The 24,479-nt window shown below is 71.8% G+C and carries 32 protein-coding genes; 9 read left to right on the top strand and 23 right to left on the bottom strand.

The window, feature by feature from the left end:
* Window positions 1–96: 96 nt before the first annotated feature.
* The 7 genes from AB0L06_RS01145 to AB0L06_RS01115 are packed head-to-tail and all read right to left on the bottom strand — an operon-like array spanning window position 97 to window position 2,087.
* Window positions 97–297, bottom strand: a complete 201-nt coding sequence (locus AB0L06_RS01145) for a DUF397 domain-containing protein (protein ID WP_500228864.1) — start codon at window positions 295–297, stop codon at window positions 97–99.
* A complete protein-coding gene (locus tag AB0L06_RS01140; protein ID WP_500228863.1) occupies window positions 294–485 on the bottom strand; it encodes a DUF397 domain-containing protein in 192 nt (63 codons plus the stop codon). The genes AB0L06_RS01145 and AB0L06_RS01140 overlap by 4 nt, the downstream gene beginning before the upstream one ends.
* Window positions 478–675: a DUF397 domain-containing protein gene (locus tag AB0L06_RS01135; RefSeq protein WP_500228862.1), complete on the bottom strand. Its 198-nt coding sequence runs from the start codon at window positions 673–675 to the stop codon at window positions 478–480. The genes AB0L06_RS01140 and AB0L06_RS01135 overlap by 8 nt, the downstream gene beginning before the upstream one ends.
* Complete coding sequence (locus tag AB0L06_RS01130) at window positions 659–868, bottom strand: DUF397 domain-containing protein (protein ID WP_500228861.1); 210 nt, start codon at window positions 866–868, stop codon at window positions 659–661. The genes AB0L06_RS01135 and AB0L06_RS01130 overlap by 17 nt, the downstream gene beginning before the upstream one ends.
* Window positions 869–881: 13 nt before the next feature.
* Window positions 882–1,067, bottom strand: coding sequence for a DUF397 domain-containing protein (locus AB0L06_RS01125; RefSeq protein ID WP_500228860.1), 186 nt, complete (start codon window positions 1,065–1,067; stop codon window positions 882–884).
* A gap of 4 nt (window positions 1,068–1,071) precedes the next feature.
* Complete coding sequence (locus AB0L06_RS01120; RefSeq protein ID WP_500228859.1) at window positions 1,072–1,260, bottom strand: DUF397 domain-containing protein; 189 nt, start codon at window positions 1,258–1,260, stop codon at window positions 1,072–1,074.
* On the bottom strand, window positions 1,257–2,087 hold the full coding sequence (locus tag AB0L06_RS01115; RefSeq protein ID WP_500228858.1) for a helix-turn-helix domain-containing protein: 831 nt from the start codon (window positions 2,085–2,087) through the stop codon (window positions 1,257–1,259). The genes AB0L06_RS01120 and AB0L06_RS01115 overlap by 4 nt, the downstream gene beginning before the upstream one ends.
* Window positions 2,088–2,205: 118 nt before the next feature.
* Here AB0L06_RS01115 and AB0L06_RS01110 point away from each other — a divergent pair, with 118 nt between their 5' ends.
* The 4 genes from AB0L06_RS01110 to AB0L06_RS01095 all read left to right on the top strand — a co-directional run bounded on the left by AB0L06_RS01110 (window position 2,206) and on the right by AB0L06_RS01095 (window position 4,618).
* A complete protein-coding gene (locus AB0L06_RS01110) occupies window positions 2,206–2,541 on the top strand; it encodes a hypothetical protein (RefSeq protein ID WP_500228857.1) in 336 nt (111 codons plus the stop codon).
* Window positions 2,538–2,972 carry a hypothetical protein gene (locus tag AB0L06_RS01105; protein WP_500228856.1) on the top strand — a complete coding sequence of 145 codons (435 nt, stop codon included), beginning with the start codon at window positions 2,538–2,540 and terminating at the stop codon, window positions 2,970–2,972. Before AB0L06_RS01110 ends, AB0L06_RS01105 begins: the two co-directional genes overlap by 4 nt.
* A 21-nt stretch (window positions 2,973–2,993) precedes the next feature.
* Window positions 2,994–3,296, top strand: a complete 303-nt coding sequence (locus AB0L06_RS01100) for a hypothetical protein (protein ID WP_500228855.1) — start codon at window positions 2,994–2,996, stop codon at window positions 3,294–3,296.
* A 248-nt stretch (window positions 3,297–3,544) separates the two neighbouring features.
* Window positions 3,545–4,618 carry a WD40 repeat domain-containing protein gene (locus AB0L06_RS01095; protein WP_500228854.1) on the top strand — a complete coding sequence of 358 codons (1,074 nt, stop codon included), beginning with the start codon at window positions 3,545–3,547 and terminating at the stop codon, window positions 4,616–4,618.
* Window positions 4,619–4,668: 50 nt separating this feature from the next.
* Here the strand turns inward: AB0L06_RS01095 and AB0L06_RS01090 are convergent, their stop codons facing one another.
* Window positions 4,669–5,193 (bottom strand): hypothetical protein, encoded by a 525-nt coding sequence (locus AB0L06_RS01090; protein ID WP_500228853.1) that lies wholly within the window; start codon window positions 5,191–5,193, stop codon window positions 4,669–4,671.
* A 237-nt stretch (window positions 5,194–5,430) separates the two neighbouring features.
* Window positions 5,431–5,895, bottom strand: a complete 465-nt coding sequence (locus tag AB0L06_RS01085; RefSeq protein WP_500228852.1) for an iron chaperone — start codon at window positions 5,893–5,895, stop codon at window positions 5,431–5,433.
* Between the two features lie 146 nt (window positions 5,896–6,041).
* Here AB0L06_RS01085 and AB0L06_RS01080 point away from each other — a divergent pair, with 146 nt between their 5' ends.
* Window positions 6,042–6,962 carry an aldo/keto reductase gene (locus tag AB0L06_RS01080; protein ID WP_500228851.1) on the top strand — a complete coding sequence of 307 codons (921 nt, stop codon included), beginning with the start codon at window positions 6,042–6,044 and terminating at the stop codon, window positions 6,960–6,962.
* Between the two features lie 50 nt (window positions 6,963–7,012).
* Here AB0L06_RS01080 and AB0L06_RS01075 read toward each other — a convergent pair whose 3' ends face one another.
* A complete protein-coding gene (locus tag AB0L06_RS01075; protein ID WP_500228850.1) occupies window positions 7,013–7,516 on the bottom strand; it encodes a MarR family winged helix-turn-helix transcriptional regulator in 504 nt (167 codons plus the stop codon).
* Window positions 7,517–7,639: 123 nt separating this feature from the next.
* Here AB0L06_RS01075 and AB0L06_RS01070 point away from each other — a divergent pair, with 123 nt between their 5' ends.
* Entirely contained in the window at window positions 7,640–8,779 is a 1,140-nt protein-coding gene (locus tag AB0L06_RS01070; protein ID WP_500228849.1) for an Mrp/NBP35 family ATP-binding protein, read from the top strand.
* A 79-nt stretch (window positions 8,780–8,858) separates the two neighbouring features.
* On the opposite strand, the gene AB0L06_RS01065 is transcribed toward AB0L06_RS01070, so the two are convergent.
* The 5 genes from AB0L06_RS01065 to sigE all read right to left on the bottom strand — a co-directional run bounded on the left by AB0L06_RS01065 (window position 8,859) and on the right by sigE (window position 14,835).
* On the bottom strand, window positions 8,859–9,212 hold the full coding sequence (locus AB0L06_RS01065; RefSeq protein ID WP_500229289.1) for a sec-independent translocase: 354 nt from the start codon (window positions 9,210–9,212) through the stop codon (window positions 8,859–8,861).
* A 263-nt stretch (window positions 9,213–9,475) separates the two neighbouring features.
* A complete protein-coding gene (locus AB0L06_RS01060; protein WP_500228848.1) occupies window positions 9,476–11,548 on the bottom strand; it encodes a S1C family serine protease in 2,073 nt (690 codons plus the stop codon).
* Between the two features lie 374 nt (window positions 11,549–11,922).
* Entirely contained in the window at window positions 11,923–13,020 is a 1,098-nt protein-coding gene (locus AB0L06_RS01055) for a hypothetical protein (RefSeq protein ID WP_500228847.1), read from the bottom strand.
* Window positions 13,017–14,093 carry a zf-HC2 domain-containing protein gene (locus tag AB0L06_RS01050; protein ID WP_500228846.1) on the bottom strand — a complete coding sequence of 359 codons (1,077 nt, stop codon included), beginning with the start codon at window positions 14,091–14,093 and terminating at the stop codon, window positions 13,017–13,019. The genes AB0L06_RS01055 and AB0L06_RS01050 overlap by 4 nt, the downstream gene beginning before the upstream one ends.
* Window positions 14,094–14,148: 55 nt before the next feature.
* Window positions 14,149–14,835: an RNA polymerase sigma factor SigE gene (sigE, locus tag AB0L06_RS01045; protein ID WP_500228845.1), complete on the bottom strand. Its 687-nt coding sequence runs from the start codon at window positions 14,833–14,835 to the stop codon at window positions 14,149–14,151.
* A gap of 233 nt (window positions 14,836–15,068) precedes the next feature.
* Between sigE and AB0L06_RS01040 the strand changes: the two genes are divergently transcribed.
* Window positions 15,069–15,674: an O-methyltransferase gene (locus tag AB0L06_RS01040; protein WP_500228844.1), complete on the top strand. Its 606-nt coding sequence runs from the start codon at window positions 15,069–15,071 to the stop codon at window positions 15,672–15,674.
* 5 nt (window positions 15,675–15,679) lie between these two features.
* Window positions 15,680–16,465 (top strand): hypothetical protein, encoded by a 786-nt coding sequence (locus AB0L06_RS01035; RefSeq protein ID WP_500228843.1) that lies wholly within the window; start codon window positions 15,680–15,682, stop codon window positions 16,463–16,465.
* A 154-nt stretch (window positions 16,466–16,619) separates the two neighbouring features.
* On the opposite strand, the gene AB0L06_RS01030 is transcribed toward AB0L06_RS01035, so the two are convergent.
* Together AB0L06_RS01030 and AB0L06_RS01025 are read right to left on the bottom strand one after the other, a co-directional pair.
* A complete protein-coding gene (locus AB0L06_RS01030; RefSeq protein ID WP_500228842.1) occupies window positions 16,620–18,083 on the bottom strand; it encodes a leucyl aminopeptidase in 1,464 nt (487 codons plus the stop codon).
* 206 nt (window positions 18,084–18,289) lie between these two features.
* Window positions 18,290–18,457, bottom strand: a complete 168-nt coding sequence (locus AB0L06_RS01025; RefSeq protein WP_083952185.1) for a DUF3117 domain-containing protein — start codon at window positions 18,455–18,457, stop codon at window positions 18,290–18,292.
* Window positions 18,458–18,831: 374 nt separating this feature from the next.
* On the opposite strand from AB0L06_RS01025, the gene AB0L06_RS01020 reads away from it, so the two are divergent.
* Window positions 18,832–19,629 carry an enoyl-CoA hydratase/isomerase family protein gene (locus AB0L06_RS01020; protein ID WP_500228841.1) on the top strand — a complete coding sequence of 266 codons (798 nt, stop codon included), beginning with the start codon at window positions 18,832–18,834 and terminating at the stop codon, window positions 19,627–19,629.
* Between the two features lie 112 nt (window positions 19,630–19,741).
* Here the strand turns inward: AB0L06_RS01020 and AB0L06_RS01015 are convergent, their stop codons facing one another.
* From AB0L06_RS01015 to AB0L06_RS00990, 6 genes are all read right to left on the bottom strand, one after another.
* Window positions 19,742–20,317, bottom strand: coding sequence for a DNA-3-methyladenine glycosylase I (locus AB0L06_RS01015; RefSeq protein WP_500228840.1), 576 nt, complete (start codon window positions 20,315–20,317; stop codon window positions 19,742–19,744).
* An 80-nt stretch (window positions 20,318–20,397) separates the two neighbouring features.
* Window positions 20,398–20,964 carry a hypothetical protein gene (locus AB0L06_RS01010; protein WP_500228839.1) on the bottom strand — a complete coding sequence of 189 codons (567 nt, stop codon included), beginning with the start codon at window positions 20,962–20,964 and terminating at the stop codon, window positions 20,398–20,400.
* 133 nt (window positions 20,965–21,097) lie between these two features.
* Window positions 21,098–21,688: an LOG family protein gene (locus tag AB0L06_RS01005; protein ID WP_500228838.1), complete on the bottom strand. Its 591-nt coding sequence runs from the start codon at window positions 21,686–21,688 to the stop codon at window positions 21,098–21,100.
* Window positions 21,688–22,488, bottom strand: coding sequence for an LOG family protein (locus AB0L06_RS01000; RefSeq protein ID WP_500228837.1), 801 nt, complete (start codon window positions 22,486–22,488; stop codon window positions 21,688–21,690). The genes AB0L06_RS01005 and AB0L06_RS01000 overlap by 1 nt, the downstream gene beginning before the upstream one ends.
* A 4-nt stretch (window positions 22,489–22,492) precedes the next feature.
* Window positions 22,493–23,551: a succinyl-diaminopimelate desuccinylase gene (gene dapE, locus AB0L06_RS00995; protein ID WP_500228836.1), complete on the bottom strand. Its 1,059-nt coding sequence runs from the start codon at window positions 23,549–23,551 to the stop codon at window positions 22,493–22,495.
* Between the two features lie 65 nt (window positions 23,552–23,616).
* On the bottom strand, window positions 23,617–24,453 hold the full coding sequence (locus AB0L06_RS00990; protein WP_500228835.1) for a 2,3,4,5-tetrahydropyridine-2,6-dicarboxylate N-succinyltransferase: 837 nt from the start codon (window positions 24,451–24,453) through the stop codon (window positions 23,617–23,619).
* Window positions 24,454–24,479 lie beyond the last annotated feature (26 nt).

Raw genomic sequence — 24,479 nt, 5'->3', positions numbered from 1 at the left:
GGACGCCCAGCGCCACCGAGGACGTGGGGTCGGGCACCTCACACAGATGAGCCCCGGCTTGCTGCGCCGGGTCTCGCAGGACGGATTGCCGACAGCTCAGCCCGTCGCCTCGTCCCGCCTCAGGCGCTCTGCAAGCGCCGCGAAGCTCGTGCTGTCGAGCGAAAGGTGGCCGGACGCCGAGGCCTTGGAATCCCGCAGGCCAACCATCCGAGAAACCAGCGCGACCTCCACGCAGTCCTGACCACCTGCAGTGCCAGTGCCGCTGTAGCTGGACTTCCGCCACCTTGACGCAGTCATCCCTCGCCTCTTTCTTCGTCCTTCAGACGGATCGCAAGGCCAGCCAGGGCAGTGAACTCGATCCGCAGATGACCAGCCGATGGATTCTGTGAGTCGCGGATACCGACGCCATCGGTCATGCGAGCAAGTTCGACGCAGTCCTCTTGGCCAGAGCTGGCACTGTGACTGGACTTACGCCACTCAACCACGGCCAGATCCCCGGATGTCCACAAGTTTCACGTGGCTCACCGGGGCCGCGAAGGTTTCGAGGTCCAGCGGAAGGTGCCCCGCGTCAGGCTCCTTGCTGTCGCGGATGCCAACGGAAGCTCCCAGGACAGCGACCTCCACGCACTGACCGTGGTCGTCGCCGCTAAAACTGGACTTACGCCACCGCAGCATGGTCGCCCTTCCCTGCGCCCTCGGTCTTCACATGAGCAACCAGCCCAGCGAAGTCGATGTCGTGGAGGGACAGGTAGCCCGACACCGGGTCCCTCGAGTCACGAACACCGATGCGACCGTTCACGCGAGCGAGCTCAACACAGTCCTCTTGCCCGGAGTTGGCGCTGTAGCTGGACTTACGCCAGTTGATCACAGGAACCACCTCGCTACGTCGTCTGCTTCACGTGCTTCACAAGCAACCCGAAGCACGCAGCTCCAAGTGTCAGATGACCCGAGTCCGGCGCCCTACTGTCCCTGATTCCAACGACAGTTCCCAGGTCGGCCACCTCAACACACTGCCCGTGATCGCCGCCGCTGTAGCTGGACTTACGCCAGTTGATCGCGCGCACCATCTCGTCACCTCGTTTGCTTCACCCGCTCTACAAGCGACGCGAAGCCTGCGGCACCGAGTGCCAGATGACCCGAGCCAGGGGCCTTGCTGTCTCTGATCCCAACAATATTTCCCAGGTCAGCAACTTCAACGCACTGTCCGTAGTCACTACCGCTGAAGCTGGACTTGCGCCACACAACGGATGGGCCGGTCATAGCGACTCCCGAATGTCTCTGATCATGCGCGCGGACTCCACTGCCGATGAGGCCGCCGCCCTAATCAGATCATGCACGTCTCGAAGGTCCCCGACAACCTCACGCTCGTGCAGAAACTGTCCCGCACCCCCAATCGGCCCCTCGACGTAGGCGACGTCATCCGCACCGCCGAACGAGACCAAAGTGAAACCCGCCGTCAGCCCGGCATATGCACCAGTTACTTCCGGGACGATCTGGATCGTGATACGCGGGTGTTCGACAAGTTTCTCAAGATGAGCGAGTTGCTCCTTGAGCACGCCTGGCCCACCGACCGGGCGCCGTAGGGCGGTCTCGTCCATAACGGCCAAGATGCGTGGCGTAGCGCCAGACTCAAGGATTTGCTGCCGACGACGCCTGTCCTCCCAAATGTCGTCGACCTCTTGGGCGCGAATACTCGCTTGGACGAAAGCTCTGGCGTAGAGCTCGGTCTGGAACAGCCCGGTGATCCGGCACGGCTCGTAGATCCGAAGGTGGGATGCCTCTGCCTCGCTCTGCGTGAGGCTCCGTGCGGACTCGGGAACCTTCGCGGCGTGTTCCTTGCGGACCAGCGGGGCGTGGGTCTCGAAGTAGTCACCGGACTCGAGTGCCTGGTCGAGGAGCTTGCCCGTCCCGTCCCAAGGGGCCTGCTTGCCGAGTTCGAGTTTTGAGACGCCGTCCTTGGTCTCGCCGATGCGCTTGCCGAGTTCGGTTTGCGACCAACCGCGGCCTTCCCGCAAAGTCCGGATTTTCTTCCCATAGCACGAGGTGAGCGACTCGGTCGGATCAATGGGCTTGCCCGGGCGTCCCATGCCGCCTCCGCGTTTTAGTCGAACTTCATCCGACGAAAAAGACCTCTGGCTCAAGGTAACCCGGCACGAGCACGCTGGAGCGACGAACCGAACACATGAGTCCATGGGACGGAGAGCAATGTTCGTCGACAAGATCAAGCAGGCGTCAGCGGCCACGGATCTTCCGTTGCCGTCGAATCAGCGGCGGGCTTTTCTGGAGGTGCTGCATCAGGTGATCAAGGAGACGCAGGCGGGTGTGAAATCGACGCTCGTTTTGCGGGCGGGATGTCAGGTTTTGTTTGTCTTCGACGCCGCCGATCCCGCGCGGAGCGGTGAGGTCGGGTGCGACTTCGACCGGGCTTCCGGCTGGGCCTTCACGTGGGTTGCGGACGGGAGCGTGCTCGGCCGCGTCCAGGACGTCCACGCCGTGGCCGCTGCGGTCGCCGCCCGGACGTCCGGTTGGGGGCGGCGATGACGGGCACACGAGTCGAGCGCGGGACGCTGAGCCTCGCCGCCGAGATCGTCCAGGCCGCCTACGAAGAGGCCATGCGCCAGCACGGGATGCTGAGCAGCACCATCTCGGTCGTCTCGTCCTACGCGCAGAAGAACCTTGCTGCACTGGACGGCGTTGCCGAGCCCGACGCCGACCTCCCCGACCTGGAGCTGCTGCGCGATGCGATCGCGTCCGCCACGCCTCGCGTCAAGAGCAGTCTTCGCACCGGGCCGGACGGGCGGCTCCTCCTGCACGTCAACAATCCCGAGATCGGCGGGCGCTTCTGCGAAGACGTCAGCGTGCGGGACGTGCGGCACTACCTCTGGTCGTGGGGCGACACGATCGCGCCCGCTTCCGCGCCGTCCATCGCCGCCAGTCGGATCGCCCACGTCCTCGCCACGAACCCGGGCTGACCAGCCCCACGAAAGGACCCCATGAGCCCCGCACTGTTCTGGGCCCTGACCTTCCTCGCGCTGATCGGCATGGCCGTCCTCGGCGAGATCGTCGGACGGAAGCGCATCACCCTCGCCAAGGACGACGCCAGGACACGATGTATCGAGATCCAGCTCGACGTCCTCCGCTCCGAGACGCGGGCCGGGTTCGCGACGCTCGACGCGGCGCTCAGCGCCAAGGCCGAGATGCGGCACGCGGAGATCCTGGCGGCACTCGCGTCACTGCCCGGCCATCCCCGAAACCTGGACGACACGCTGCTCGGCGCACCCACCGGCGGCGTCTAGGGCGGCCTGCTCGTCGCGTTCAGATTGGGTGGACGTCGTTCCCTGAGTGGCGCTCAGACCGCACTCACCTGCATGTCGTGGCCGAGGTCGTCAACGACGGGAAACTCCGGTTCCGACGACGTCCACCCATGCGTCGATATTGGGCTGGGGGCGGAGCCTCTGGCCTTGGGGTTTGGGGCGGAGCCCCGATGAGGCGGCCCGAGCGGAGCGAGGTCCTTTCGTCCGTGGGGCGTGCGAGCATTTCGCTCATGACGGATGCCGCGTTGTCCGACCATCGTGTCCTCTACGTCGATCCGGACTGGCTGGACGATCCCGACGCCCATGGCGTCGAGGACGTCGACACCGACGATCAGCCCGACTTCGGCTCGGGGGTTCACGCCGTCGCGGCGTCCTCGGATCTGAGCCGGTTCGCGCTCACCACTTCGTCCCAGGGCAACAGCGAGAGCGGCCAGGCGTGCTTCTTCGACGTCGCGTCCAGTGCCTGGCACTGGCGGGAACTGGACGAAGGCCGGCCCTTCATCGGCGACGGCGAGCAGATCGCGTTCTCTCCCGACGGCTCGCTGGTCGCGGTCGCCACCTCGACCGACATGAAGGCGATCGTCTGGCGGACGGCCGACATGTCCATGGCGTGGTCCGCGGAACCGGGCCCTGCCTGGGGACATGTGCCCCGACGAGGGCAGACAGAGGACGTGCGTCCCACAGGGCTGTTCACTCACATCGCGTTCAGCGGCGACGGCCGATCGGTCGTCGCGACGGGCGGCAGCCCCTGGACACCAGAGCCCATCGAAACCCCCACCGAGCGCATCGTCGTGGCCGAGGCCTCGACGGGAGAAGTCGTCTACGCGGCAGACGTCCCGATCCGGGGCGGCGCCATCCTCGATCAAACTGGGGAGACCCTCGCCCACATCGGCCTGGACGACGAGATCGTCGTCCAGGACCTGCCTTCGGGTGCGGTCGCGCACCGGCACCCCAGCGAAGTGCCCGGAGCCCGCGTTCTCGCCTACTCACCTGATGCGGGCGCGGTCGCGGTCGGCGGCGATGGGGTCGTCCAAGTGGTCCAGCTCCGGGACGGCGCATCACCCGGGATTCAGCTCGGCGAAGGAACGACGTGCACGGCCATGCACTGGTCCCCGAACGGGTTGCGCATCCTGGTCGAGGACGACGAGCACGCGACCGTCCTGGACGCCGACAACCACACCCTGTGGACGCGCCCCAAGGACCACCTCGCGGCGGCCTTCACTCCCGACGGCCGCACGCTGGTCACCGTCCACGACGACACCTGGGTACGCGCCTGGTCCCTCACGCCACGACGGCGTCCGTGAGCCGACGGACCTGGAGTCCGTCGGCTCATGTCCTTGAGGCTGTTCGGCGGCTAGCGCGGTCCCCTGGCGCTGTAGGGGGAGACGACGGTGAAGCGGCCGGTCTTGCGGTCGAAGAGTGAGCCGTTCAGGTTGCAGTGGCCACCGGCCGTGCCGTCTATCGGGCGGCTCTGCCCATTGATGCTGACGGTGCCGCACTTGTAGACGGGCCTGCCCCTCCAGGGCACGCTCACATCGATGTCGACGCAGACGGGCCCCTTGCCTCCGTTGGGAAGGTGGGCCGCCACGCCGGACGGGACGCTCAGTTCTCCAGGTGCGCACCGCACGTCACGCGTCCTGTCGGTGGCGTCGGGCTCGACGAAGTCGGGCCGCCAGTCGACGTAGACGACCCCGTGAACGCTCAGGGCGCCGTTGACGTGCCGGGCGTCGTAGACCCTCGTGGTCGAGGAAGCGGTCGAGGAGCCCCCGGCGTCGGTCGGCGGCGATGTCTCCGCGAGCGCCGGACGAACGCCGACCAGGCTCACGGCGACCCCGAGGGTCGTCCAGGCGAGGGCGGTGCGACAACGCTTTGCTGACATGACGATTCTCCCTTTCGTGACGTCCAACGTGACGCGCCGATCCGCCCCCGGACACTCAAAGTCATCGCTCGTCGCAGTCGGTGACTGACGTACTTCCCGCCCCCTGACCAGGCAAAACCCCAGGGTGAGCCAACCCGACCCCTCCAGCCGCACGCGCCCCGCCGCGAACACTCCAGGAACGCGGAAGCCCTCCCGTGGACGTCGCCACGAGGAGGGCCTGCGACTCGCCGAGCGAGGTCAGCCCACGGCGCGGGTCACGAGCTCGGAGATCCGAGCTTCGATCTCGGGCGTCAGGCCGGTCAGCGCGAAGGCGGTCGGCCACATCTCGCCGTCGTCCAGGGACGCCACGTCGTTGAACCCGAACGTCGCGTACCGGGCCTTGAACTTGTCGGCGGCCTGGAAGAAGCAGAGCACCTTGCCGTCCTTGGCGTAGGCGGGCATCCCGTACCAGGTCCGCGGCGCGAGGGACGGCGCGACGTCCTTGATGATCTTGTGCAGCCGCTCGGCGAGGGCGCGGTCCTCGTCCGGCATCTCGGCGATCTTCGTGAGGACGTCCTGCTCCGCCTCGGCCGCCTTCTCCGCAGCCTTCGACTCCCGCGCGTTCCGCCGGGCCTCCTTCCTCAGCTCGGCGGCGTGCTCCTTCATCGCGGCCCGCTCCTCGGCCGAGAACCCCCCGCCCGCCCCGTCCCCACCTGCGCCCATGACCGGCGCTCCTTCCGCCCAACAAAACGATCTCGGCCGGGAACCTACCCCGAACTCGACGCGCCGCCCCGGCCCGCGCCCGGTGATCGTTTCGCGTGGGGGCGAAGGTTTGGGGGTTGGGCGGCCGGGGCGGGAGGGTTTGGGGCATGACGACTGATGTGATCGAGGCGGCGGGTGCCGGGGTCTGGACGCTGGGGGACGTGGAGGTTCGGCGGGTCGGGTTCGGGACGATGCGGCTTCCTCAGACGGGGAAGGCGCTGATCCCGGACGCGGTGCCGCGGGATCGGGGGCAGGCGGTCGCCGTGCTCCGGCGGGCCGTCGAGTTGGGGGTCAACCACATCGACACGGCAGCGTTCTATTTCTCGCCGCTGCTGTCGGCGAACGAGCTGATCAACAGCGCACTGTCGCCCCACCGGGACGAACTGGTCATCGCGACCAAGGTCGGCCCCATGCGCGATGCCAATGGAGAGTGGGGCACGCATGCCATGACACCCGGTGCGCTGCGTGGGCAGGTCGAGGAGAACCTGCGGCAGCTGGGGACCGACCACCTTGATGTTGTAAACCTGAGGATTGTCCGGGATGACCAGTTCGCCGAGCGGTTCGGAGCGCTGGCGGAGATGCGGGACGCCGGGCTCATCCGGAATCTGGGGCTGTCCAACGTGCGGCCGGAGCATCTGGTGACGGCTCGGGCGATCGCGCCGGTCGTGTGCGTCCAGAACCCGTTCGGGTTCGGCGCGTTCGCCGAGCAGCGGGAGATGCTGCGGCTGTGCGGCGAGCTGGGGATCGCGTTCGTGCCGTTCTACTCACTCGCCGGGACGCGGCGGGAGGCCGGAGCGGCCGAGGGCGAGGACGGCCCGGAAGTGCTGGCGGTCGCGCGTGCGCACGAGGTCACCCCGGCGCAGGTCCGCCTCGCCTGGACGCTCCACCAGGGCGCGCACGTTCTCATGATCCCGGGCACCGGAGACCTCCGGCACCTGGCCGAGAACGTCGCGGCCGGGGACATCCGGCTCACCGAGGACGATCTCCAGCTGCTCAGCGCCGCGGACAGGACCGGGCAGGCACAGTAGGCGGCCCAGAGATCATCCGCGGGCGGTGTCGTCCTCGGGGGCGGGGGCGGTCAGTCGGCGGCGAGGCGGTTGAGGATGGCGCCGAAGACGCGCAGGTCGTTCTCGTCCAGGCGGCCCAGGACGTACTCGCGGACGCCCCGCTGGTAGGTCGGGGTCGCCTCGGAGAGGCGGGTGCGGCCGGACGGGGTGAGGACGGCGAAGAGGCCGCGCGCGTCGCTGCTGCACGTCTCGCGGCAGACCAGGCCGTCCCGCTGGAGCCGGTCGACCAGGCGGGTCAGGCCGCTGCGGGACAGCAGGACGCGGTCGGCGAGATCGTTCATGCGGAGCCGGCCGTCCTCGGCCTCGCCCAGGTGCAGGAGCACGTCGTAGGAGGCGAGCGCGAGATCGTGATCGGCGAGCAGGTCCGCCTGCAGCCGCCGGGAGATCTTCGCCTGCGCGCGCAGCATCGTCCGCCAGACGGTCAGCTCGGCGGGGCTCATCGGCCCGTCCGGCGCGCCGGTGGACGGCTGGACGGGCTGCTGCGGGGCCGCCGTAGCGGCGGACGGCACTGTCACGTCCCCCAGGGTACGCCCGACCACCCCTGTGACCTAGCCAACTTTTGGGGCCTTGACCTGCGGCGACACGAGTCACACCCCGGGATTCGCGAGGGGTGGTATGGACTTCGTAGCATGGGGGGTATGGCCTCCCCATTGACGACCGAGCAGGTGACCGCGGCTCTCGCCACGGTGAACGACCCTGAGATCCGCAAACCCATCACCGAGCTCGGCATGGTCAAGAGCGTCGACATCGCCGCGGACGGCTCCGTGCGCGTCGGCATCTTCCTGACCATTGCCGGCTGTCCCATGAAGGACACCCTCACCAAGAGCGTCACCGAGGCCGTCTCGAAACTCGACGGGGTCGCGTCCGTCCAGGTCGAACTGGACGTCATGAGCGACGAGCAGCGCAAGGCCCTGCGCTCCCAGCTCCGCCCCGACGAGTCGGCGAAGGAGATCCCCTTCGCCAAGCCGAACTCGCTGACCAAGGTGTACGCGGTGGCGTCCGGCAAGGGCGGCGTCGGCAAGTCCTCGGTCACGGTGAACCTGGCGGCGGCCCTCGCCGCCCAGGGCCGCAAGGTCGGCGTCGTCGACGCCGACATCTACGGCCACTCGATCCCGCGCATGCTCGGCGTCGAGCACTCGCCCACCAAGGTCGAGGACATGATCATGCCCCCGACCGCCCACGACGTGAAGGTCATCTCGGTCGGCATGTTCACCGCCGGGAACCAGCCGGTCGTGTGGCGCGGGCCGATGCTGCACCGCGCGCTCCAGCAGTTCCTCTCGGACGTGTACTGGGGCGACCTGGACGTCCTGCTGATGGACCTGCCGCCCGGCACCGGCGACATCGCGATCTCGGTCGCGCAGCTGCTGCCGTCCGCGGAGATCCTGGTCGTGACCACGCCGCAGCAGGCCGCCGCCGAGGTCGCCGAGCGCGCCGGCGCGATCGCCGCGCAGACCCACCAGCAGGTCGCCGGCGTGATCGAGAACATGTCCTACCTGACCTGCGCGCACTGCGGCGAGCGTCAGGAGATCTTCGGCTCCGGCGGCGGCGCGGCCGTCGCGGACGCCCTGACCCGCACCCTCGGCACCCAGGTGCCGGTGCTCGGCCAGGTCCCGATCGACGTCCGGCTGCGCGAGGGCGGCGACGAGGGCAAGCCGCTCGTCCTGTCCGACCCGGACGCCGAGGCCGCCAAGGAGCTGCGCTCCATCGCCGACAAGCTCGGCGCCCGCTCCCGCGGCCTGGCCGGAATGTCCCTGGGCATCTCCCCCAAGGGCCGCTGACGCCCCACGTGAAAAGGCCCGGCCGTTTGGCCGGGCCTTTCTTCGTCTTCGTCGTGAAGTACCGCGCCTTGATCGGCGATCAGGTGGCTTCGGTGTCGTACGGGGGACGCTCGCCGTACTCCAGCTGGCTCGCGGTGGACGCGGCGTACGAGGTGTCGCCGAAGGAGGAGCCGTTGCGGTGCTCCGGCTCGGAGTCGAGGTCGTCGAGCAGGTGCTTGCGGACGAACGTCTTCGGGTGCAGGTCGGCGATGTCGAAGTCCTTGAACTCCGGCCCGAGCCCGTCCTGGAGATCGGCCTTGGCGCTGTCGGCCATCTGGCGGAGCTGGCGGAGCGCGCGGCCCGCCTGGCCCGCGACGGTCGGCAGCTTGTCCCCGAAGATCACCAGGGCGAGTACGACGAGCACGACCATCTCGCCGAGTCCTACGTCGAACAACCCGTCCTCCACACGTGCCAAGGGGACCGGACACCTTCACCGCGTCCGATCCCCCAGCGTATCCGCACTCGGCCGAGCACGGCTCCCGCGGTCCGGTGCACCGGGACCGCCGCAGCCGGGATTCCCCGGCCCGGCAGCCGCCCTTTGCCGCCGCGACGCCCGGACTTCACCCTCGGCCTTCACCTGGAGCGTGTCCGGCGCCGGGACGGCCGCGGCCGGCGGCCCCTGGTGGGGACGCCGGCCGGCGGTCGTCGCGGTGGTCGTCAGCCTGCGGTGAGGGTGACGTCCACGGTCTTCTCCTGGCCCTTGCCACCGGGCAGGTAGGACACCTTGATCACGTTGCCGGGGGCCCTGCTCCGGATCGTCGCGATCAGATCGGAGGCGTTCTCGATCGGACGGCCGTCGACCTTGGTGATCACGTCGCCGGGCTTGAGTCCGGCGCGGTCGGCCGCGCCGCCCTTGGTGACCGGGGCGGTGCCCTGCTGCGCCTGGGTCATGATCTTGGCGCCGCCGCCCTGCCACTGCGGGTCGGGCAGCACGCCGAGCTTGGCCTGCTTGACCGTCCCGGTGTTGATGATCTCCTCGGCGACCCGGCTGGCCTGGTTCACCGGGATGGCGAAGCCGAGCCCGATCGAACCCTGCTGGTCGGAGCCACCGGTGAGGATCGCGGTGTTCATCCCGATCACGCGGCCCTTGGCGTCCACCAGCGGGCCGCCCGAGTTGCCGGGGTTGATCGCCGCGTCCGTCTGGATCGCGTTCATCACCGTCGACTCGCCGCCGCCCTCGCCCCGGGTCGGGACGGCGCGGTTCAGCGAGGACACGATGCCGGTCGTCACCGACCCCTGGAGGCCGAGCGGCGAGCCGATCGCGATCACCGGGTCGCCGACGGCGAGCTTGTTGGAGTCGCCGAGGGCCAGCGGCGGCAGCGCGTGGCTGCCCGACGGCTTGATGACGGCCACGTCCGAGGACGGGTCGGTGCCCTTGACCGTCGCGGGCAGCGACGACTTGTCGTTGAACACCACGCGGATGGACGAGCCGGCGCCCAGCCCGGACACCACGTGGTTGTTGGTGATGATGTAACCGCCGCTGACGATGAACCCGGTGCCCGCGGCGTCCTCGCCGTTCGCGCCGGACACGCGGATCATGACGACGCTCGGCAGGACGCGCTGCGCGACGCCCGCGACCGAGTCCGGCGGACGGTTCTGCACGGGCGCGTTGTCGTTGCCGCTGCTGAAGCTCACCTTGCTGCCGTCACCGTTGCCGTCGCTGGTGCCGAGCGCCACGATGCCCGCGCCGAAACCGCCCGCGACCAGCGCGATCAGCAGTCCGATGAGCGCCAGGGCGCCGAGGCCCGGCCCGCCGCGCCCCGCGGACGGCGGGGAGGGCACCGGCGCCCAGTTGGGGCCGCCCGGCGGCTGGCCGAACGCGCCGGGGCCACCCGGCCCGCCCGGCATCGTGCCACCGGGACCGCCCGCGGCCGGACCGGCCGGAGCCGGGCCGCCCGGAGCACCCGGGGGGTGCGGCATCGGCCGGGGCGCTCCGGGAGCGGGCGGCGGGCCGCCCATCGGCGGACGCGCCCCCGGCGGAGGCGGCTGGGGCGACGCCTGCCCGCCCCAGCCGTACTGGCCCGCCACTCCGGCGGAACGCGGGTCCTGCTCGTGCGGCGCGAACGCCGGGCGGGCCCGGCCGTCCTCCAGCGGCTCCTGCTGCGCGGCGTACGGCTCCTGGCCACCCGCGCCCGGCGCTCCGGGCGTCCGGTAAGGCTCCTGGCCGCCCGCGGCGGGCGTCGCGTAAGGCTCCTGGCCGCTCGCGGGCGCTCCCGGAGTCGGGCCGCCGTAGGGCTCCTGGTTCGAGGCGGCGTAGGCGTCCCTGAGGGCGCCACCCTGGGCGGGCTGCGCCGGACCGCCGTAGGACGGCTCGTCGGACGCGCCACCGGCGGAGTCCGGCGGGGCGAACCCGCCCTGGTCGCCGTCGGTCATGGTCGGAAGCGGACCGGACGTGGCGGCCGGGGCGTCGGCGCGTCCCGGCTCGGCTCCGGCGGCGGACGGCTCGGAACCGGCGTCCCCACCGGGGACGGTGTCCGTGGGCTGCTCCGGGTCGTGGTCGGTCAGGGTCTCCGGCGGAGCGCTCGCGGGCCGCGCGGCCCTCCCGGCCACCGGGCGGTCACCGGGCGACGGGGAGTCGTCCACTCCGACGCCCCCGCGGCCGTTCGCCCGCTCGGCCGCGGCACCCGCGGCGCTCCCGGATCCGGAGGCGTCCTGCCGCCCGTCCCCCTGGCCGGGGGCGAGGTCGTCCCGCTCCGTCCCCTCGACCGGTCCGCGGCTGTCTTCGGTCATCCCCACACTCCTACCGGGCATGAATCTCACTGATCCACGCTTATCGTCGCCGACCCGGCGTGTGATGAGCGTAAAGCTCTGGGCAACCTCCCCCGGGCCTCCGACCCATTGTCGAGGATCACCACCCCGGCCGCGCACAACACACCCCACAAGCCCCTCGCCACGGCCTCCCCCACACGGCCTGGGAGCGCCACGAAAACGCCTCCCGCCCTGGCGGCCATAAACCTGGCGGGGTCCGGAGGGCGACCCCGCGCGGCTGGTCGAAGGGACCCGCGGACGTCATACGAGAACGCCACGCGCCCCTGGCAGCCACCAAAACCTGGCGGGGTTCGGGTGGGACGCCCCCGCGGGGTTGGTCGAAGGGCTCGCGGGCGTCAGTCGAAGGGGTTGGCCCAGGAGATGAGACGGCCGAAACCGCGGCGCACGCGCGTCCAAGCGGAGGTGTGGACGACCGGGAAGGCCTCGGCGACGGCCGACGCCGTGCTCTCCGGGGCGTCCGTGAGCACCGTGTAGACGTAGTCGCCGCGCTGCTCGACCACCCAGTTGCGGACGGCGTCGCGGCGGTAGGCGGGGCGGCCGTCCAGTTCGTCCCGCTTCCAGCCGGTCATCTGGCGCTTGTTCAGCCCGCCGTGCTGCACGAACACCGACACGACGGCCAGCCCGTCGGAGTAGCTGAGGTGCAGCGCCTCCCCGCCGGACGGCACGGTCGAGCGGCGCGCGTCGTACAGCGCCAGCCGGCCGGGCAGCTTGCGGGGCACCGGCCAGCCGTCCTGCCGCAGTTCGTCGACCTGCGCGGACGTGAGCCGCACCTCGGACGGGACGGGCGTCACACGGCCGGACGTGGTCCGGTACGGCTCGGGCGCCACGTCGCCCGGATCGTCCCCGCGGACGGACGAGCCGCGGAGCGGCGTGCGCTCCAGCGCCGCCGACTTGACCACCTGGAACCGGTTGAAACCGACCACGACGACCGCGCGGCCCGCCGCGTCGAGCAGCTCGCGGTGCAGCATGAGGCCCGTCTCGTCGTCGAGCCAGAAGCGGCCGGCGGTCGAGCCGTCCGGGCGGCGGGCCTCCACGACGGCGGCGGGGCGGCCGCACATCGTGCCGTCGGCGCGCCGCACCAGCGAGTAGTTGCGGACGAGCAGCGTGATCGTGGCCTCCGACACGCCGACCGGGACGTCCACGCCCGCCGCGTGCTCGACCGCCGCGGTCGAGGTGTGCGTGCCGTGCCGTCCCCAGGTGGTGAGCACCCGCTCGCCCTCGTAGGACACCGAGCTCGCCGCGTCGGCGGCGTCGCGCAGCAGGCGCAGCGCGTCCGGGTCGCTCGGCGCGGGACGGCCGGCGTGCGCGTCGCCGGTCAGCACCGCCCCGGCGCAGACGGCGCCGGCGAGACCGAGCGCCGCGAGCACACGACGCCCCCGCCTCCCGCCGTCCCGATGCGGACGGCGCGGACGCGGGCGGACGGTCCCGATCACGGCCCCGGGGCGGACGGAACGGCGGTCCGGAGCGTGCCCGGATCGGTCAGCGGGTCGGTGATGGGCGTGTCGCCCGAGGTCAGCGCGTGCTGGACGGCGAACCGGTCGAACGCGGGCGTGACGGTCGGCGCGTCCTGGTCGCCGCCGGCCACGTAGGACGCGACGCCGAGCCCGAGGAACAGCGACGCCGCCCCGACGGCCAGGTAGCGCCGCCGGTGGGTGCGCCCGGCCCGCATGGGCCCGGCGGGAACCGACCCCATCGCCGCGGCGCCGGCCATCATCCCGGCGCCCACGGGCGCGCTGCGGGCCCGGGCCCGTCCGGCGGAGACCGGCGGACGGTTGTCACGCGGCCTGCCGGGCCGTGTCGTGCCTCCGGACGGCGAGACCCACGGCGTGCGGCTCCTCGCCGGCGGCACGATCCACGGCCCGCCGGGATCGGGCAGCTCGTCCGGCCGAGTCACGTCGGCCGGGCGAGCGGATTCCTCCCGCGCGTCGAAACCGCTTTCGGCCCTGGCCCGCTCGCCGGTCCCGTCGAGGTCGCGCCGTTCGTCCGCGGCGTCGGATGCGGCGAGGGTCTCGCCCAGGCCGCGCAGGCGGGCGAGGAAGTCGGGGGTCGGCATGTCGTCCGGCACACCGGCGGACGAGGCGGCGGCGCGGTCGGCGCCCGCGTCGCGGCCCCCGAGACCAGGGGTGGACGCACCGGGCGTGCCCGGCGCCGCGCGACCCGGCAGCCCGGAACCGGCGAGGTCGGACAGGCCGGGACCAGCGAGATCAGACAAGCCGGGACCGGTGAGGTCGGACAGGCCGGATGCGGCCAGATCGGGCAAGCCGGGCGTCGTCAGACCCGGTAGGCCGGGTGCGGACAGGTCGGGCAGGCCGGGTAGACCGCGGTCGGGGGCGGAGAGGTCGGGCGGTGTGGCCAGGCCGCGAAGCCGGGCCTTCAGGCGTCGCAGCGCGTCGGCCTCGGCGCGGCACGACGCACAGCCCGCGAGATGGCGCAGAGCGCGCTCGCGCTCCTCATGCCCCAGCTCGCCGTCGACCAGAGCGGTCAGACGCTCCCCCAGACAACTCACGCGGCTCCCTCGTCGATCAATTCAGGTGTGGCGCCCCGGCGCGCCGGACCACCCGTCAGCGGCCCTCCGCGACCGCCGCCACCACCGGTTCGGCGGTGGACCCGGCCGCGGCGGACCCGGCTGCCCCGCGACGGGGCGCCCGGTGTTCCAACGCGGCGCGCAGCTGCGCCCTTCCCCGGTGGATGCGGCTGCGCACGGTTCCCAGTTTGACATCCAGGGTCGCGGAGATCTCCTCGTAGGAGAGCCCCTCGATGTCGCACAGCACCACGGCCGCCCGGTACTCGGGGGCCAGGGCGTCGAGCGCGGCCTGGACGTCGGAGTCGAAGTTGCGGTCGTCGTACGCCTGCGCCGGGGTGGGCTCGCGGCCCTGGAGGCGCTCGGCGGCGTCGTCCGCCAGCCCCTCGAACCGGATGCGCTGCTTGCGCCGCGCCTGGTCGAGGAACAGGTTCGTGGTGATGCGGTGCAACCAGCCCTCGAACGTGCCGGGCGTGTAGTTCGACAAGGAACGGAACACCCGGACGAAGACCTCCTGGGTGAGGTCCTCAGCGTCGTGCTGGTTGCCGGTCAGGCGGTAGGCGAGCCGGTAGACCCGGCTCGAGTGCTCCCGGACGACCTCGTCCCAGGACGGCGGCGCCCACTCGGCTTCGGGTGCGTTGTCGCGCGTACGCGCCGCCGCGTCGGCCCGGCTTCTCCCGGAGCCGACCCCGACGGCACTCTTGAACGTCAGTGCTGCCACTCCCATGGTGCCGGGCTGTTCCTCTCTTCAAAGGTGGAACGACACGGTCGCGCCTGGGCTGGGGCGGTTGCCGTACGTGCGATCCACACCCACCCCTTGCGGGGCGGGCGCCATCGAGAGATAGAACGTGCTGAAACGCCAGTTGGTTCCCCGTCAGCGATATTGTCTTTCCAGCATGAGCCAGGCGGGGGTCCCGCGAGGAGGCAGCCATCGACGCCATTGAGGCCACCCTGACCTACGTGGAGGAGTTCCTCCCCGAGGACGAGGCGACCGCCAACGCCCGCCAGCGGGGCCAGGAGGTCGGCGCGACGCCGATCGGTCCCGCCGGCGGCGCCGCGCTGCGCTTCCTCGCCACGCTGATCGGCGCGCGCACGGTCGTGGAGATCGGCACGGGCTGCGGCGTGTCCGGGATCTCCCTGATGCGCGGGATGCCGAAGGACGGCGTCCTCACGAGCGTGGACGTCGACCACGAGAACCAGCGCCTGGCCAAGCTCGCCTACCGCGAGGCGGGCCTCGGCTCGTTCCGCACCCGCATGATCGTCGGACGCGCGCTCGAGGTGCTCCCCCGCCTCACCGACGGCGCCTACGACATGGTCTTCTTCGACGCGGTCAAGGCCGAGTACCCCGAGTACTTCACCGCCGCCCTGCGGCTCCTGCGGCCCGGCGGCGTCGTGGCGTTCGACGACGCCCTCTGGCACCAGCGCACCGCCGGCTCCGCCTACCGCAGCGCCCCAGCGACCGAGGCGATCCGCGACGTCCACCATATGATCCGCGAGGACGAGCGGCTCGTCCCGCTCCTGCTCCCGGTCGGCGACGGCCTGCTCTGCGCCGTCAAGCGCGACTGACCCCCATGCCCGCCCCCCGGGACCCGCGCGCCGACACGCCCACGAGCGAGGACGGCCCGGTCCGCAGGGCCAGATGGGTCGACACCGCCCACGACGTCGAACCGCCCGCGCCGGAGCCCCCGCCCGCCCCCGAGCCCCTCGTCCAGGACGAGGACGCCTCGGACGGCGCCTCAGCCCTGGGCGGCGCCTCCGAGACGTTCGCGGTCCGGATGGGGATGACGTGGCGGACGGCCTGGCGCGGCGTCGCGTTCGGGATCCTGATGCTGGCGTCGGCCGGGTTCGTGGCCGGTGGCCTGATGCGCGGCGGGTTCGGCGTGGGGAGCTTCGCCTTCATCGTGCTCGGCGCGGTCGGGCTGGCGGCGTTCGGCGGCGGTTTCGTGGCCGCGGTCGGGGGGCCGCTGGCGAGGCGTCCCGTCCTGGAGCTGTCGCCCGAGGGCGTGCGGCGTCCGGCGCGCTGGCCGCTGCCCCGCTCGCGCGACCGCGTCCTGCCCTGGACGGACGTGAGGGCCCTCGCCGCGGTGCGCCGCGGCGTCGCGGGCACCAAGCGCGGCGAACAGGACCACCTGGTCTTCCTCGGCACGGACGAGCTGGTCGAGCTGGCCCGCACCGCCGAGCGCCCCGCCCTGATCGTCTTCACCCTCGCGGACGTCCCGGAGACGACGCCGGGTATGCCCGAGGCGACCCGCTGGTGCTTCGGCGTCGAGCCCGGCTGGGACACCACCCTGCCCGCCCTGGTCAAGGAGATCCGCCGCCGCCACCCGGTCCCCGTCATCGACCGCCGCACGCGCTGACCCCACCCCGCACAGCGAACGCGCTACCAAACGTGCGAGGGGCGACGCCGAAGGCGAGCCCCTCGCACGTTTGATCGCGAAGCGATGTCGCGTTCGCACGAGCCTCCGGGCCGAGGGCGAGCCGCCAGGCGAGTCCTCGGAGCCGGAGGCTCGATCAGCTCGCGGAAAGCCATTCCAGGAGGAGGCGGGTGGAGAAGCCCGTGGCGCCCTTGGTGATCTCGAAGTCGTCGCCGGTGGCGCGGGCCGGGCCGGCGATGTCGAGGTGGGCCCAGGTGCGCTTGCCGACGAACTCGCGGAGGAAGAGCGCGGCCATGATGGAGCCGCCGCCCATGCCGCCGCGCTCGATGTTGGCGACGTCCGCGACGTCGGACTCGATGGCCCTGCGGTAGTCCTCGATGATCGGGAGGCGCCAGAGCGGCTCTCCGGCGGCCTCTCCGGCCTCGGTGAGAGCCGTGGCGAGGGCGTCGTCGTTGGCGAACAGGGCGCCGTGGCGGAGGCCGAGGGCGACCTTGGCGGCGCCGGTGAGGGTCGCGACGTCCACGACCAGGTCGGGGTCCAGCTCGGCGTCGGCGTAGGCGAGCGCGTCGGCGAGGACGAGCCGGCCCTCGGCGTCGGTGTTGAGCACCTCCGACGTCCGGCCGCCGAAGTGGGTGATCACGTCGCTCGGCCGCATGGACGACCCGGACGGCATGTTCTCGGCCGCGGCGACCAGCCCGGTGACCTTGGCGCGGACGCCGAGGTCGCGCAGGGCGGCCATGACGGCCATGACGATGCCGCCGCCCTGCATGTCGGTCTTCATGAGCTTCATGTTGTCGTTCGGCTTCAGCGACAGGCCGCCGGAGTCGAACGTGATGCCCTTGCCGACCAGGACGATGTGCCGGTCGGCGCCGTCCGGCTCGTAGGTGAGCTCGATCAGGCGCGGCGGGTGCAGCGGCGAGCCGGCGCCGACGGCGAGGAGGCCGCCGAAGCCGCCCTCGGAGAGGTCGCCCTCGTCCCGGACGCGGACGGTCAGGCCGTTCTCGGCGGCGAGTTCGCGGGCCCGGTCGGCCAGCCACGCCGGGGTCTTCTCCGAGGACGGCGTGTTGGCGAGGTCGCGGGCGAGGCCGGTGGCGCGGGCGAGGGCGGCGCCACGCTCGATCCCCGGCGCGGCGGCCTCGGGGCCGGACTCGGTGAGGACGGTCAGGGCACCCAGCGGGCCCTTCTTCGGAGCCTCGCCGATGCGGAAGTCGTAGGACGCCAGCAGCGCGCCGACCACGAACGCGGACAGGTCGCCCTCGGGGACGCCGACGACGAGGTTGTCCCGTCCGCGCGCGCGACGGGCGAGGGCCGCACCGGCCTTGCGCAGGTCGGCGGGGGTGGCGTCGCCGACGCCGTAGAGCAGCAGCTCGCGGATCTTGTCGCCGACGCGGACGGGCGTGGCGACGATCTCACCGGGCTCGCCCTTGGCGCCGTGGAGGGAGAGCACCTCGTCCAGCGCGAACGGGAGGGCGGCGGCGATCTCGGCGGCGGGCGCGACCGGGCCCCGCCGGACGGGGATCGCGGCCAGTTCGGCGTCGAGTTCGGTCACGGCCTGCGTGACGGTCCCGCCGGCGGTCGCGACGCTGGTCTGGATGGGCATGCTGGACGCTTCCCCCTGTGCTGGAGCCCGTGGAGCCGGAGCCCCCGGGCTGTGCTGCTGTGCTGAGCCGTACCGCTGTGCTTGTGCTGGAGCCAGCCGTGCTGGCCGGCTGCTGAGGGGTCTACCCGGGAGCCGCGCCCCCGAGAACGGCGAAGGCCCCGGCGTCACCACCGGGGCCCGCCGTCAACGCCGAAGCGAGCAGGAGGTCAGCCCACGACCTGCTTCAGGGCCTCGCCGAGTTCCTTCGCCTCGTCGGCGGAGAGCTCGACCACGAGACGGCCGCCGCCTTCGAGCGGGACCCGCATGACGATGCCGCGTCCCTCCTTGGTCACTTCGAGCGGACCGTCTCCCGTCCGCGGCTTCATCGCCGCCATGCGTGCATCCCCTTCCTGCCCAGGACCGCGTGGGGCCTCTCGGGCACCGTTGGCCGCCTGGCCGCCTGTGCATCCGCGTCATCAGTGGTAGTGGTCCATTATCTCGCCTTCCGAGCGCGAAGTGGTAACGATCAGCCTCCAGATCGCGGGACTCGCCCCAAAAAATCCCCTTTTGGGGCGCTACCTACCAACCCATTCGTCCGGGATTCGGGGGCCCGTCCGGAGGGGGCCCGAAGGGCGTCGCGAAAGTCCCCGAACGGCCCCTCGCCACGGACGACGCGGACCTCGCCGGAAGCGGTTGGGGGCTTGCCCTCCGGGGCAGTGGTCGTCGAGGGTGGCGGAGGCGAGACCGTGAGCAGATTGTGAGGACGAGGATGTCCGACGCGACGACGGAACCGGTGCGGTACGAGGTGGACGAGGGTGTGGCGACGATCACACTCGACCGTCCCGAGGGCATGAACGCGCTGACGGAGGCGACCAAGGAGGCGCTGCGGGCGGCCGTCGAGCGCGCCGCCGCGGACGCCGCGGTGCGCGCCGTCGTGCTCACCGGCTCCGGACGGGCCTTCAGCGCCGGGCAGGACCTGCGCGAGCACGCCGACAATCTCGCCGCCGGACGCGGCCTGGACGACACGCTGCGGCGGCACTACAACCCGACCGTCGAGGCGATCACGGGCATGCCCAAGCCGGTGGTCGCGGCCGTGAACGGCATGGCCGTCGGGGCCGGGATGTCCCTCGTCCTGGCCTGCGACCTGGTGGTGGCCTCGGAGAAGGCGTCCTTCGCCACCGCGTTCAGCAAGATCGGCCTGGGCCCGGACAGCGGCCTGTCGTGGACGCTGCAGCGCCTGGTGGGCCGTGCGAGGGCCACCGAGCTGATCATGCTCGCCGAGCCCCTGCGCGCCCCGGACGCGCTCGCCCTCGGCCTGGTGAACCGGGTCGTCCCGCCGGAGGACGTGCTGCCCGCCGCGACCGAGCTGGCCCGGACCCTCGCGTCCGGCCCGACGGTCGCGTACGCCGCGATCAAGACCGCGCTCGTCCACGCGGCCTCGCACGACCTGCCGTCCGCGCTCGAACGCGAGGCCGAGCTCCAGGACGCCCTCGCCGAGACCGCCGACCACAAGAACGCCACCGAGGCGTTCCTCAAGAAAGAGCAGCCGACCTTCGAGGGCCGCTGATTCGAGGGCCGCTGAGCCGAAGGCGCTGAGCCGGAGGAGAGCGCCGTGACGAAGGAGACCGCGTCCCCGGTCCGGGCGCGGTCTCCGGGTGCGGTCTGCGGGGCGCTGAGGGTCAGCTGTAGGCGCCCCGGCGGTGGCAGGCGGCCAGATGGTCGTCGACCAGGCCGCAGGCCTCCATGAGGGCGTAGGCCGTGGTGGGGCCGACGAAGCGGAAGCCGTTCTTCTTCAGCTCCTTCGACAGGGCCTTGGAGCCGGGCGTGGACGGCGGGACGTCGTCCATCGTCTCCGGGACGGCCGCCCCGGGGTCGGCGTAGCGCCAGATGATCTCCGCCAGGCCGTCCTTCAGCTCGAGGGCGGCGCGGGCGTTGTTGATGGTGGCGTCGATCTTCATCCGGTTGCGGACGATCCCGGCGTCCGCCATCAGCCGCTCGACGTCGTGCTCGTCGAACGCGGCGACCTTCTCCATGTCGAAGCCCGCGAACGCGGCGCGGAACCCCTCGCGCTTGCGCAGGATGGTCAGCCAGCTCAGCCCCGACTGGAACGTCTCCAGGCAGAGCCGCTCGTAGAGGCCCTGGTCGTCCCGGATGGGACGCCCCCATTCCTCGTCGTGGTAGGCGACGTACTCGGGCGCCGACAGGCCCCAGGGGCAGCGAGCCAGACCGTCCTCGCCGATGACCGCGGTATTCACCCGCCCGTTCTACCGCATACCACCGACAGAACCGGTTCCGCCGAGTGCGGCCGGGCGGCCCGGCGGCCGCCGGGAGCCGCTCAGAACTTGCGCGGCTTCTCGTTCTCCAGAAGCTCGCGGCGGCCTTCGAACAGGCCGCCCCCGAACGAGTCCGAGCCGTCGCCGCCATCGCCGAGGATGCGGTCGCCGCCATCCCGGTACCCCTCGGACGCGTCGTCCCGGCGGCCGGGGCCGTCCTCGAAGGGCCCCGCGGCAGCCGGGATGTCGGCGGCCGTCGCGGGCGCCTCGCCCGGCATCGGCCAGCCCCCGGACGCCTCGGACGGCCCGTCGGGGGACTCCTCGTCCGCGAGGCGGCGGCGCAGGTCGGCGATCCGCTGCTCCATCGCCGCCATCCGCGTGTCGCGCTCGGTGAGGGCGTAGGCGAGCCGGTGCAGGGCCTCGTCGGTGACGTTCATCTGGTAGCCCCAGAGCGCGCGGGGCAGCCGCAGCATCGCGACCTCGGGCCCGGTCACCCGGGCCCCGTCCAGCAGGGGCAGGGGCGGGACGTCCGGATGCGTGCGGCCCAGCTCGCCGCCGCGCCCCATCGCGAGCACGACGACGGCGCCCAGCACGGCGACGCCCGCCAGTACGAGGACCACCATCACCACGGTCTTGCTCCCGTCTGTCTGTTCGTCCCGCAGGACGATCGTGCCATGCCGGACGCCTCCGTGCGGGCAGCCCCGCATCCCCGGTCCCGTCCCGCGCCCTCCGGGACGCATTCCGGAGGGCGGGGCCCGGCCCTTACGGCTGTGCCTCGGAGAAGTCCTCCGGGGTGGCCTCGATCCGGGGGCGGGACCGTTCGAGCAGGTCCATGGCCTCGTCGAGATCGGCCGTCCAGCCGATCGCGTCGAAGATCTTCGGCCGGGCGAAACCCAGCTCGGTCAGGTTCTCGGCCAGCTCGCGCAGCGGCGCGTAGACGCCGAGCGGGTCGAGGACGACGAGGGGCTTGTCGTGCATGCCGAGCGTCCGGGAGGTCCAGATCTCGAACAGCTCCTCCAGCGTGCCGATGCCGCCGGGGAGTACCAGGAAGGCGTCGCTGCGCCGGTCCATCTCGCCCTTGCGGGACCGCATGTCGGGGGTGATGACCAGCTCGTCGCTGTCCTCGTCGGAGACCTCGACGTCGCGCAGCGCCTCGGGGATCACGCCGATCGTGCGGCCTCCCCCGGCGCGGGCGCCGCGCGCGACGGCGCCCATCGAGGAGATCCGCCCGCCGCCGCTGACCAGGGTGTGGCCGCGCTCCGCCAGCGCCCGCCCGACCTGCTCGGCGAACTCGACGTGCACCGGGTCGATGCGGGTGGACGAGGCGCAGAACACGCAGACCGCGATGCCCATCAGGTCGCGTCCCCGGCGCGGCGGGCGGTCTCGGCCACGGCCTCGAGCTCGTCGCGCTTGCGCTCCTCCTCCTCGTGCGCCTCCACGATCACGCGGACGGCCTCGTCCGGGTCGTCGGTGAGGTGGATGAGGTCCAGGTCGTCGGCGGAGATGTTGCCGGCGGGGAGCACCGACTTCTTGACCCAGTCGAGCAGCCCGCCCCAGTAGTCCACGCCGACCAGCACGATCGGGAACCGGGTGATCTTGCCGGTCTGGACGAGGGTGATCGCCTCGAACAGCTCGTCCAGGGTGCCGTAGCCTCCGGGCAGCACGACGAACGCCTGGGAGTACTTCACGAAGACCGTCTTGCGGACGAAGAAGTACCGGAACTGGACGCCGATGTCGATGTAGTCGTTGAGCGACTGCTCGAACGGCAGCTCGATGCCGAGCCCGACCGACAGGCCGCCCGCCTCGTGGCAGCCCTTGTTGGCGGCCTCCATGATGCCGGGGCCGCCGCCGGTGATCACCGCGTAGCCCGCCTCGTGCAGCTTCGCGCCGATCTCCATGCCGAGCTTGTACTCGGCGGTGTCCGGCTTCGTCCGCGCGCTGCCGAACACCGAGACGGCCTTGGGCAGCTCGGCGAGCAGCCCGAACCCCTCCACGAACTCGGCCTGGATGCGCAGCACCCGCCACGGGTCGGCGTGCACCCAGTCGGTGGGGCCGCGCCGGTCCAGCAGCCGCTGGTCGGTGGTCGTCGGGGGGATGGCCTTGCCTCGCAGGGTCGCCGGTCCCTGCCTCCTGGTGCGGATCTCGCGCTTCATGGCCTCACCTTAGCCACGCCAGCAGGCGGTTCTCGGCGTCGGTGATCAAGGGCAGCTCGACGTACTCGTCCTTGGTGTGCGCGAGGGTGGGGTGGCCCGGCCCGTAGTTGACGGCCGGGACGCCCAGGGAGTCGAACCGCGCGACGTCGGTCCAGCCGAGCTTGGCGCGCACGTCCGCGCCGGTCTCGGCCACGAACGCCTGCGCGGCCGGACGGTCCAGACCGGGCCGCGCGCCGGGGGCGGCGTCCACGGGCTTCACCTCGAAGCCATCGAAAAATGTTCGGACGTACTCCTCCGCTTCCGCCACGGACTTGTCGGGCGCGAAGCGGTAGTTCACGGTGACGACGCACTCGTCCGGGATGACGTTGCCCGCGACGCCGCCGCTGATGAACACGGCGTTGAGGCCCTCATGGAACTCCAGGCCGTCCACGACCGGCTTGGCGGGCTCGTACGCGCGCAGGCGGTCGAGGATCGCGGCGGCGGCGTGGATGGCGTTGGAGCCCATCCAGGCGCGCGCGCTGTGCGCCCGCTCCCCGCGCGCGGTCACCTCGACGCGGAGCGTGCCCTGGCAGCCGCCCTCGATGAGCCCGCCGGTGGGCTCCATCAGGACGGCGAAGTCGGCGGCGAGCAGCTCGGGACGGGTCTCGGCGATCCGCTTCAGCCCGTTGCGCTCGGCCTCGATCTCCTCGCACTCGTAGAAGACGTAGGTCACGTCCCGGGAGGGCTCGGACAGCGCGGCGGCCAGCTTGAGCTGGACGGCGACCCCGGCCTTCATGTCGGTCGTGCCGCAGCCGTAGAGCCGGTCGCCCTCGCGGCGGGACGGGAGGTTCCCGTTCAGCGGGACGGTGTCCAGGTGCCCGGCGAGCAGGACGCGCTCGTCCCGGCCGAGGTCCGTCCGCGCGATGACGCAGTCGCCGTCCCGGACGACCTCCAGGTGCGGAAGGGCCCGCAGCGCGGCCTCGACGGCGTCCGCGAGCGCCTTCTCGTTCCCGCTCACCGACTCGATGTCGACGATCGCCGCCGTCAGGTCCGTCACGTCCGTCTGGAGATCGAGAGTGGTCATGCCGAAACCCTATGCAAAGGGGACGGCCGCATGGACCGTCCCCCCGGTGCGTGTGCGCGCGGCCGTCAGGTGTTGATGCCGTGGTCGCGCAGGATGTCGTTCAGCTCGGCCTTGTTGTGCCGCTGGCCGGGCTCGAGCCTCTTGAGGATCAGGACGGCGGGCATGCCGAAGCTGCCGCCCTTGAACTCCTTGATCCGGGTGCCGCCGACGGCGACGCACCAGTCGGGGATGCGGCCGCGGCCGATCTCCTCGCCGGTCTCGACGTCGATCACCGGCATGGACGCCGACAGGTTCGTGCCGGAGCCGACGACCGCGCCCGTCCCGACGCGCGCGCCCTCGACGATCATCGAACGGGAGCCGATCATGGCCTCGTCCCCGATGACGACGGGCTTGGCGTTCGGCGGCTCGAGCACGCCGCCGATGCCGACGCCGCCCGACAGGTGCACGTTCTTGCCGACCTGGGCGCAGGAGCCCACGGTCGCCCACGTGTCGACCATCGTCCCGGAGTCGACGTAGGCGCCGATGTTGGTGAACGACGGCATGAGCACGACGCCGGGGGCCAGGTAGGAGCCCCAGCGGGCGATCGCGCCCGGGACCACCCGGACGCCGTCCAGGCGGCTCTTCAGCGGGATGCGGTCGTGGTACTGGAAGTCGCCCACCTGGGACCGCACCATGCCGAGCACCTTGAAGCTCAGCAGGATCGCGCGCTTGGCGCGCTCGTCCACGACGACCTCGTCGGTCGCGGGGTCGACGAAGGCGACCCGGGCCTCGCCGGCGTCGATCTGGTCCACGGCGGCGACGATCGCCGCGCGGGCCTCGGTGTCGTCCGGCCCGAGGTCGGCGCGGCGCTCCCAGAGCTCGTCGACGGCGGTGGAGATCGGGCTGGTGAACGTCTCGGTCATGGACATTGAGCTTACCGACGGCCGGA

The sequence above is a fragment of the Spirillospora sp. NPDC052269 genome, from assembly GCF_040679435.1.
In the GTDB taxonomy this organism is placed as follows: Bacteria; Actinomycetota; Actinomycetes; order Streptosporangiales; family Streptosporangiaceae; genus Spirillospora.
This window is presented reverse-complemented; position numbering and strand designations above follow the sequence as displayed.

Coding starts and splice junctions, on each gene's coding strand:
- AB0L06_RS01145 (WP_500228864.1), bottom strand. CDS start 297: ATGACTGCGTCAAGGTGGCGGAAGTCCAGCTACAGCGGCACTGGCACT.
- AB0L06_RS01135 (WP_500228862.1), bottom strand. CDS start 675: ATGCTGCGGTGGCGTAAGTCCAGTTTTAGCGGCGACGACCACGGTCAG.
- AB0L06_RS01125 (WP_500228860.1), bottom strand. CDS start 1,067: ATGGTGCGCGCGATCAACTGGCGTAAGTCCAGCTACAGCGGCGGCGAT.
- AB0L06_RS01120 (WP_500228859.1), bottom strand. CDS start 1,260: ATGACCGGCCCATCCGTTGTGTGGCGCAAGTCCAGCTTCAGCGGTAGT.
- AB0L06_RS01115 (WP_500228858.1), bottom strand. CDS start 2,087: ATGGGACGCCCGGGCAAGCCCATTGATCCGACCGAGTCGCTCACCTCG.
- AB0L06_RS01110 (WP_500228857.1), top strand. CDS start 2,206: ATGTTCGTCGACAAGATCAAGCAGGCGTCAGCGGCCACGGATCTTCCG.
- AB0L06_RS01105 (WP_500228856.1), top strand. CDS start 2,538: ATGACGGGCACACGAGTCGAGCGCGGGACGCTGAGCCTCGCCGCCGAG.
- AB0L06_RS01100 (WP_500228855.1), top strand. CDS start 2,994: ATGAGCCCCGCACTGTTCTGGGCCCTGACCTTCCTCGCGCTGATCGGC.
- AB0L06_RS01095 (WP_500228854.1), top strand. CDS start 3,545: ATGACGGATGCCGCGTTGTCCGACCATCGTGTCCTCTACGTCGATCCG.
- AB0L06_RS01090 (WP_500228853.1), bottom strand. CDS start 5,193: ATGTCAGCAAAGCGTTGTCGCACCGCCCTCGCCTGGACGACCCTCGGG.
- AB0L06_RS01085 (WP_500228852.1), bottom strand. CDS start 5,895: ATGGGCGCAGGTGGGGACGGGGCGGGCGGGGGGTTCTCGGCCGAGGAG.
- AB0L06_RS01080 (WP_500228851.1), top strand. CDS start 6,042: ATGACGACTGATGTGATCGAGGCGGCGGGTGCCGGGGTCTGGACGCTG.
- AB0L06_RS01070 (WP_500228849.1), top strand. CDS start 7,640: ATGGCCTCCCCATTGACGACCGAGCAGGTGACCGCGGCTCTCGCCACG.
- AB0L06_RS01060 (WP_500228848.1), bottom strand. CDS start 11,548: ATGACCGAAGACAGCCGCGGACCGGTCGAGGGGACGGAGCGGGACGAC.
- sigE (WP_500228845.1), bottom strand. CDS start 14,835: ATGGGAGTGGCAGCACTGACGTTCAAGAGTGCCGTCGGGGTCGGCTCC.
- AB0L06_RS01035 (WP_500228843.1), top strand. CDS start 15,680: ATGCCCGCCCCCCGGGACCCGCGCGCCGACACGCCCACGAGCGAGGAC.
- AB0L06_RS01030 (WP_500228842.1), bottom strand. CDS start 18,083: ATGCCCATCCAGACCAGCGTCGCGACCGCCGGCGGGACCGTCACGCAG.
- AB0L06_RS01025 (WP_083952185.1), bottom strand. CDS start 18,457: ATGGCGGCGATGAAGCCGCGGACGGGAGACGGTCCGCTCGAAGTGACC.
- AB0L06_RS01020 (WP_500228841.1), top strand. CDS start 18,832: ATGTCCGACGCGACGACGGAACCGGTGCGGTACGAGGTGGACGAGGGT.
- AB0L06_RS01005 (WP_500228838.1), bottom strand. CDS start 21,688: ATGGGCATCGCGGTCTGCGTGTTCTGCGCCTCGTCCACCCGCATCGAC.
- AB0L06_RS01000 (WP_500228837.1), bottom strand. CDS start 22,488: ATGAAGCGCGAGATCCGCACCAGGAGGCAGGGACCGGCGACCCTGCGA.
- dapE (WP_500228836.1), bottom strand. CDS start 23,551: ATGACCACTCTCGATCTCCAGACGGACGTGACGGACCTGACGGCGGCG.
- AB0L06_RS00990 (WP_500228835.1), bottom strand. CDS start 24,453: ATGACCGAGACGTTCACCAGCCCGATCTCCACCGCCGTCGACGAGCTC.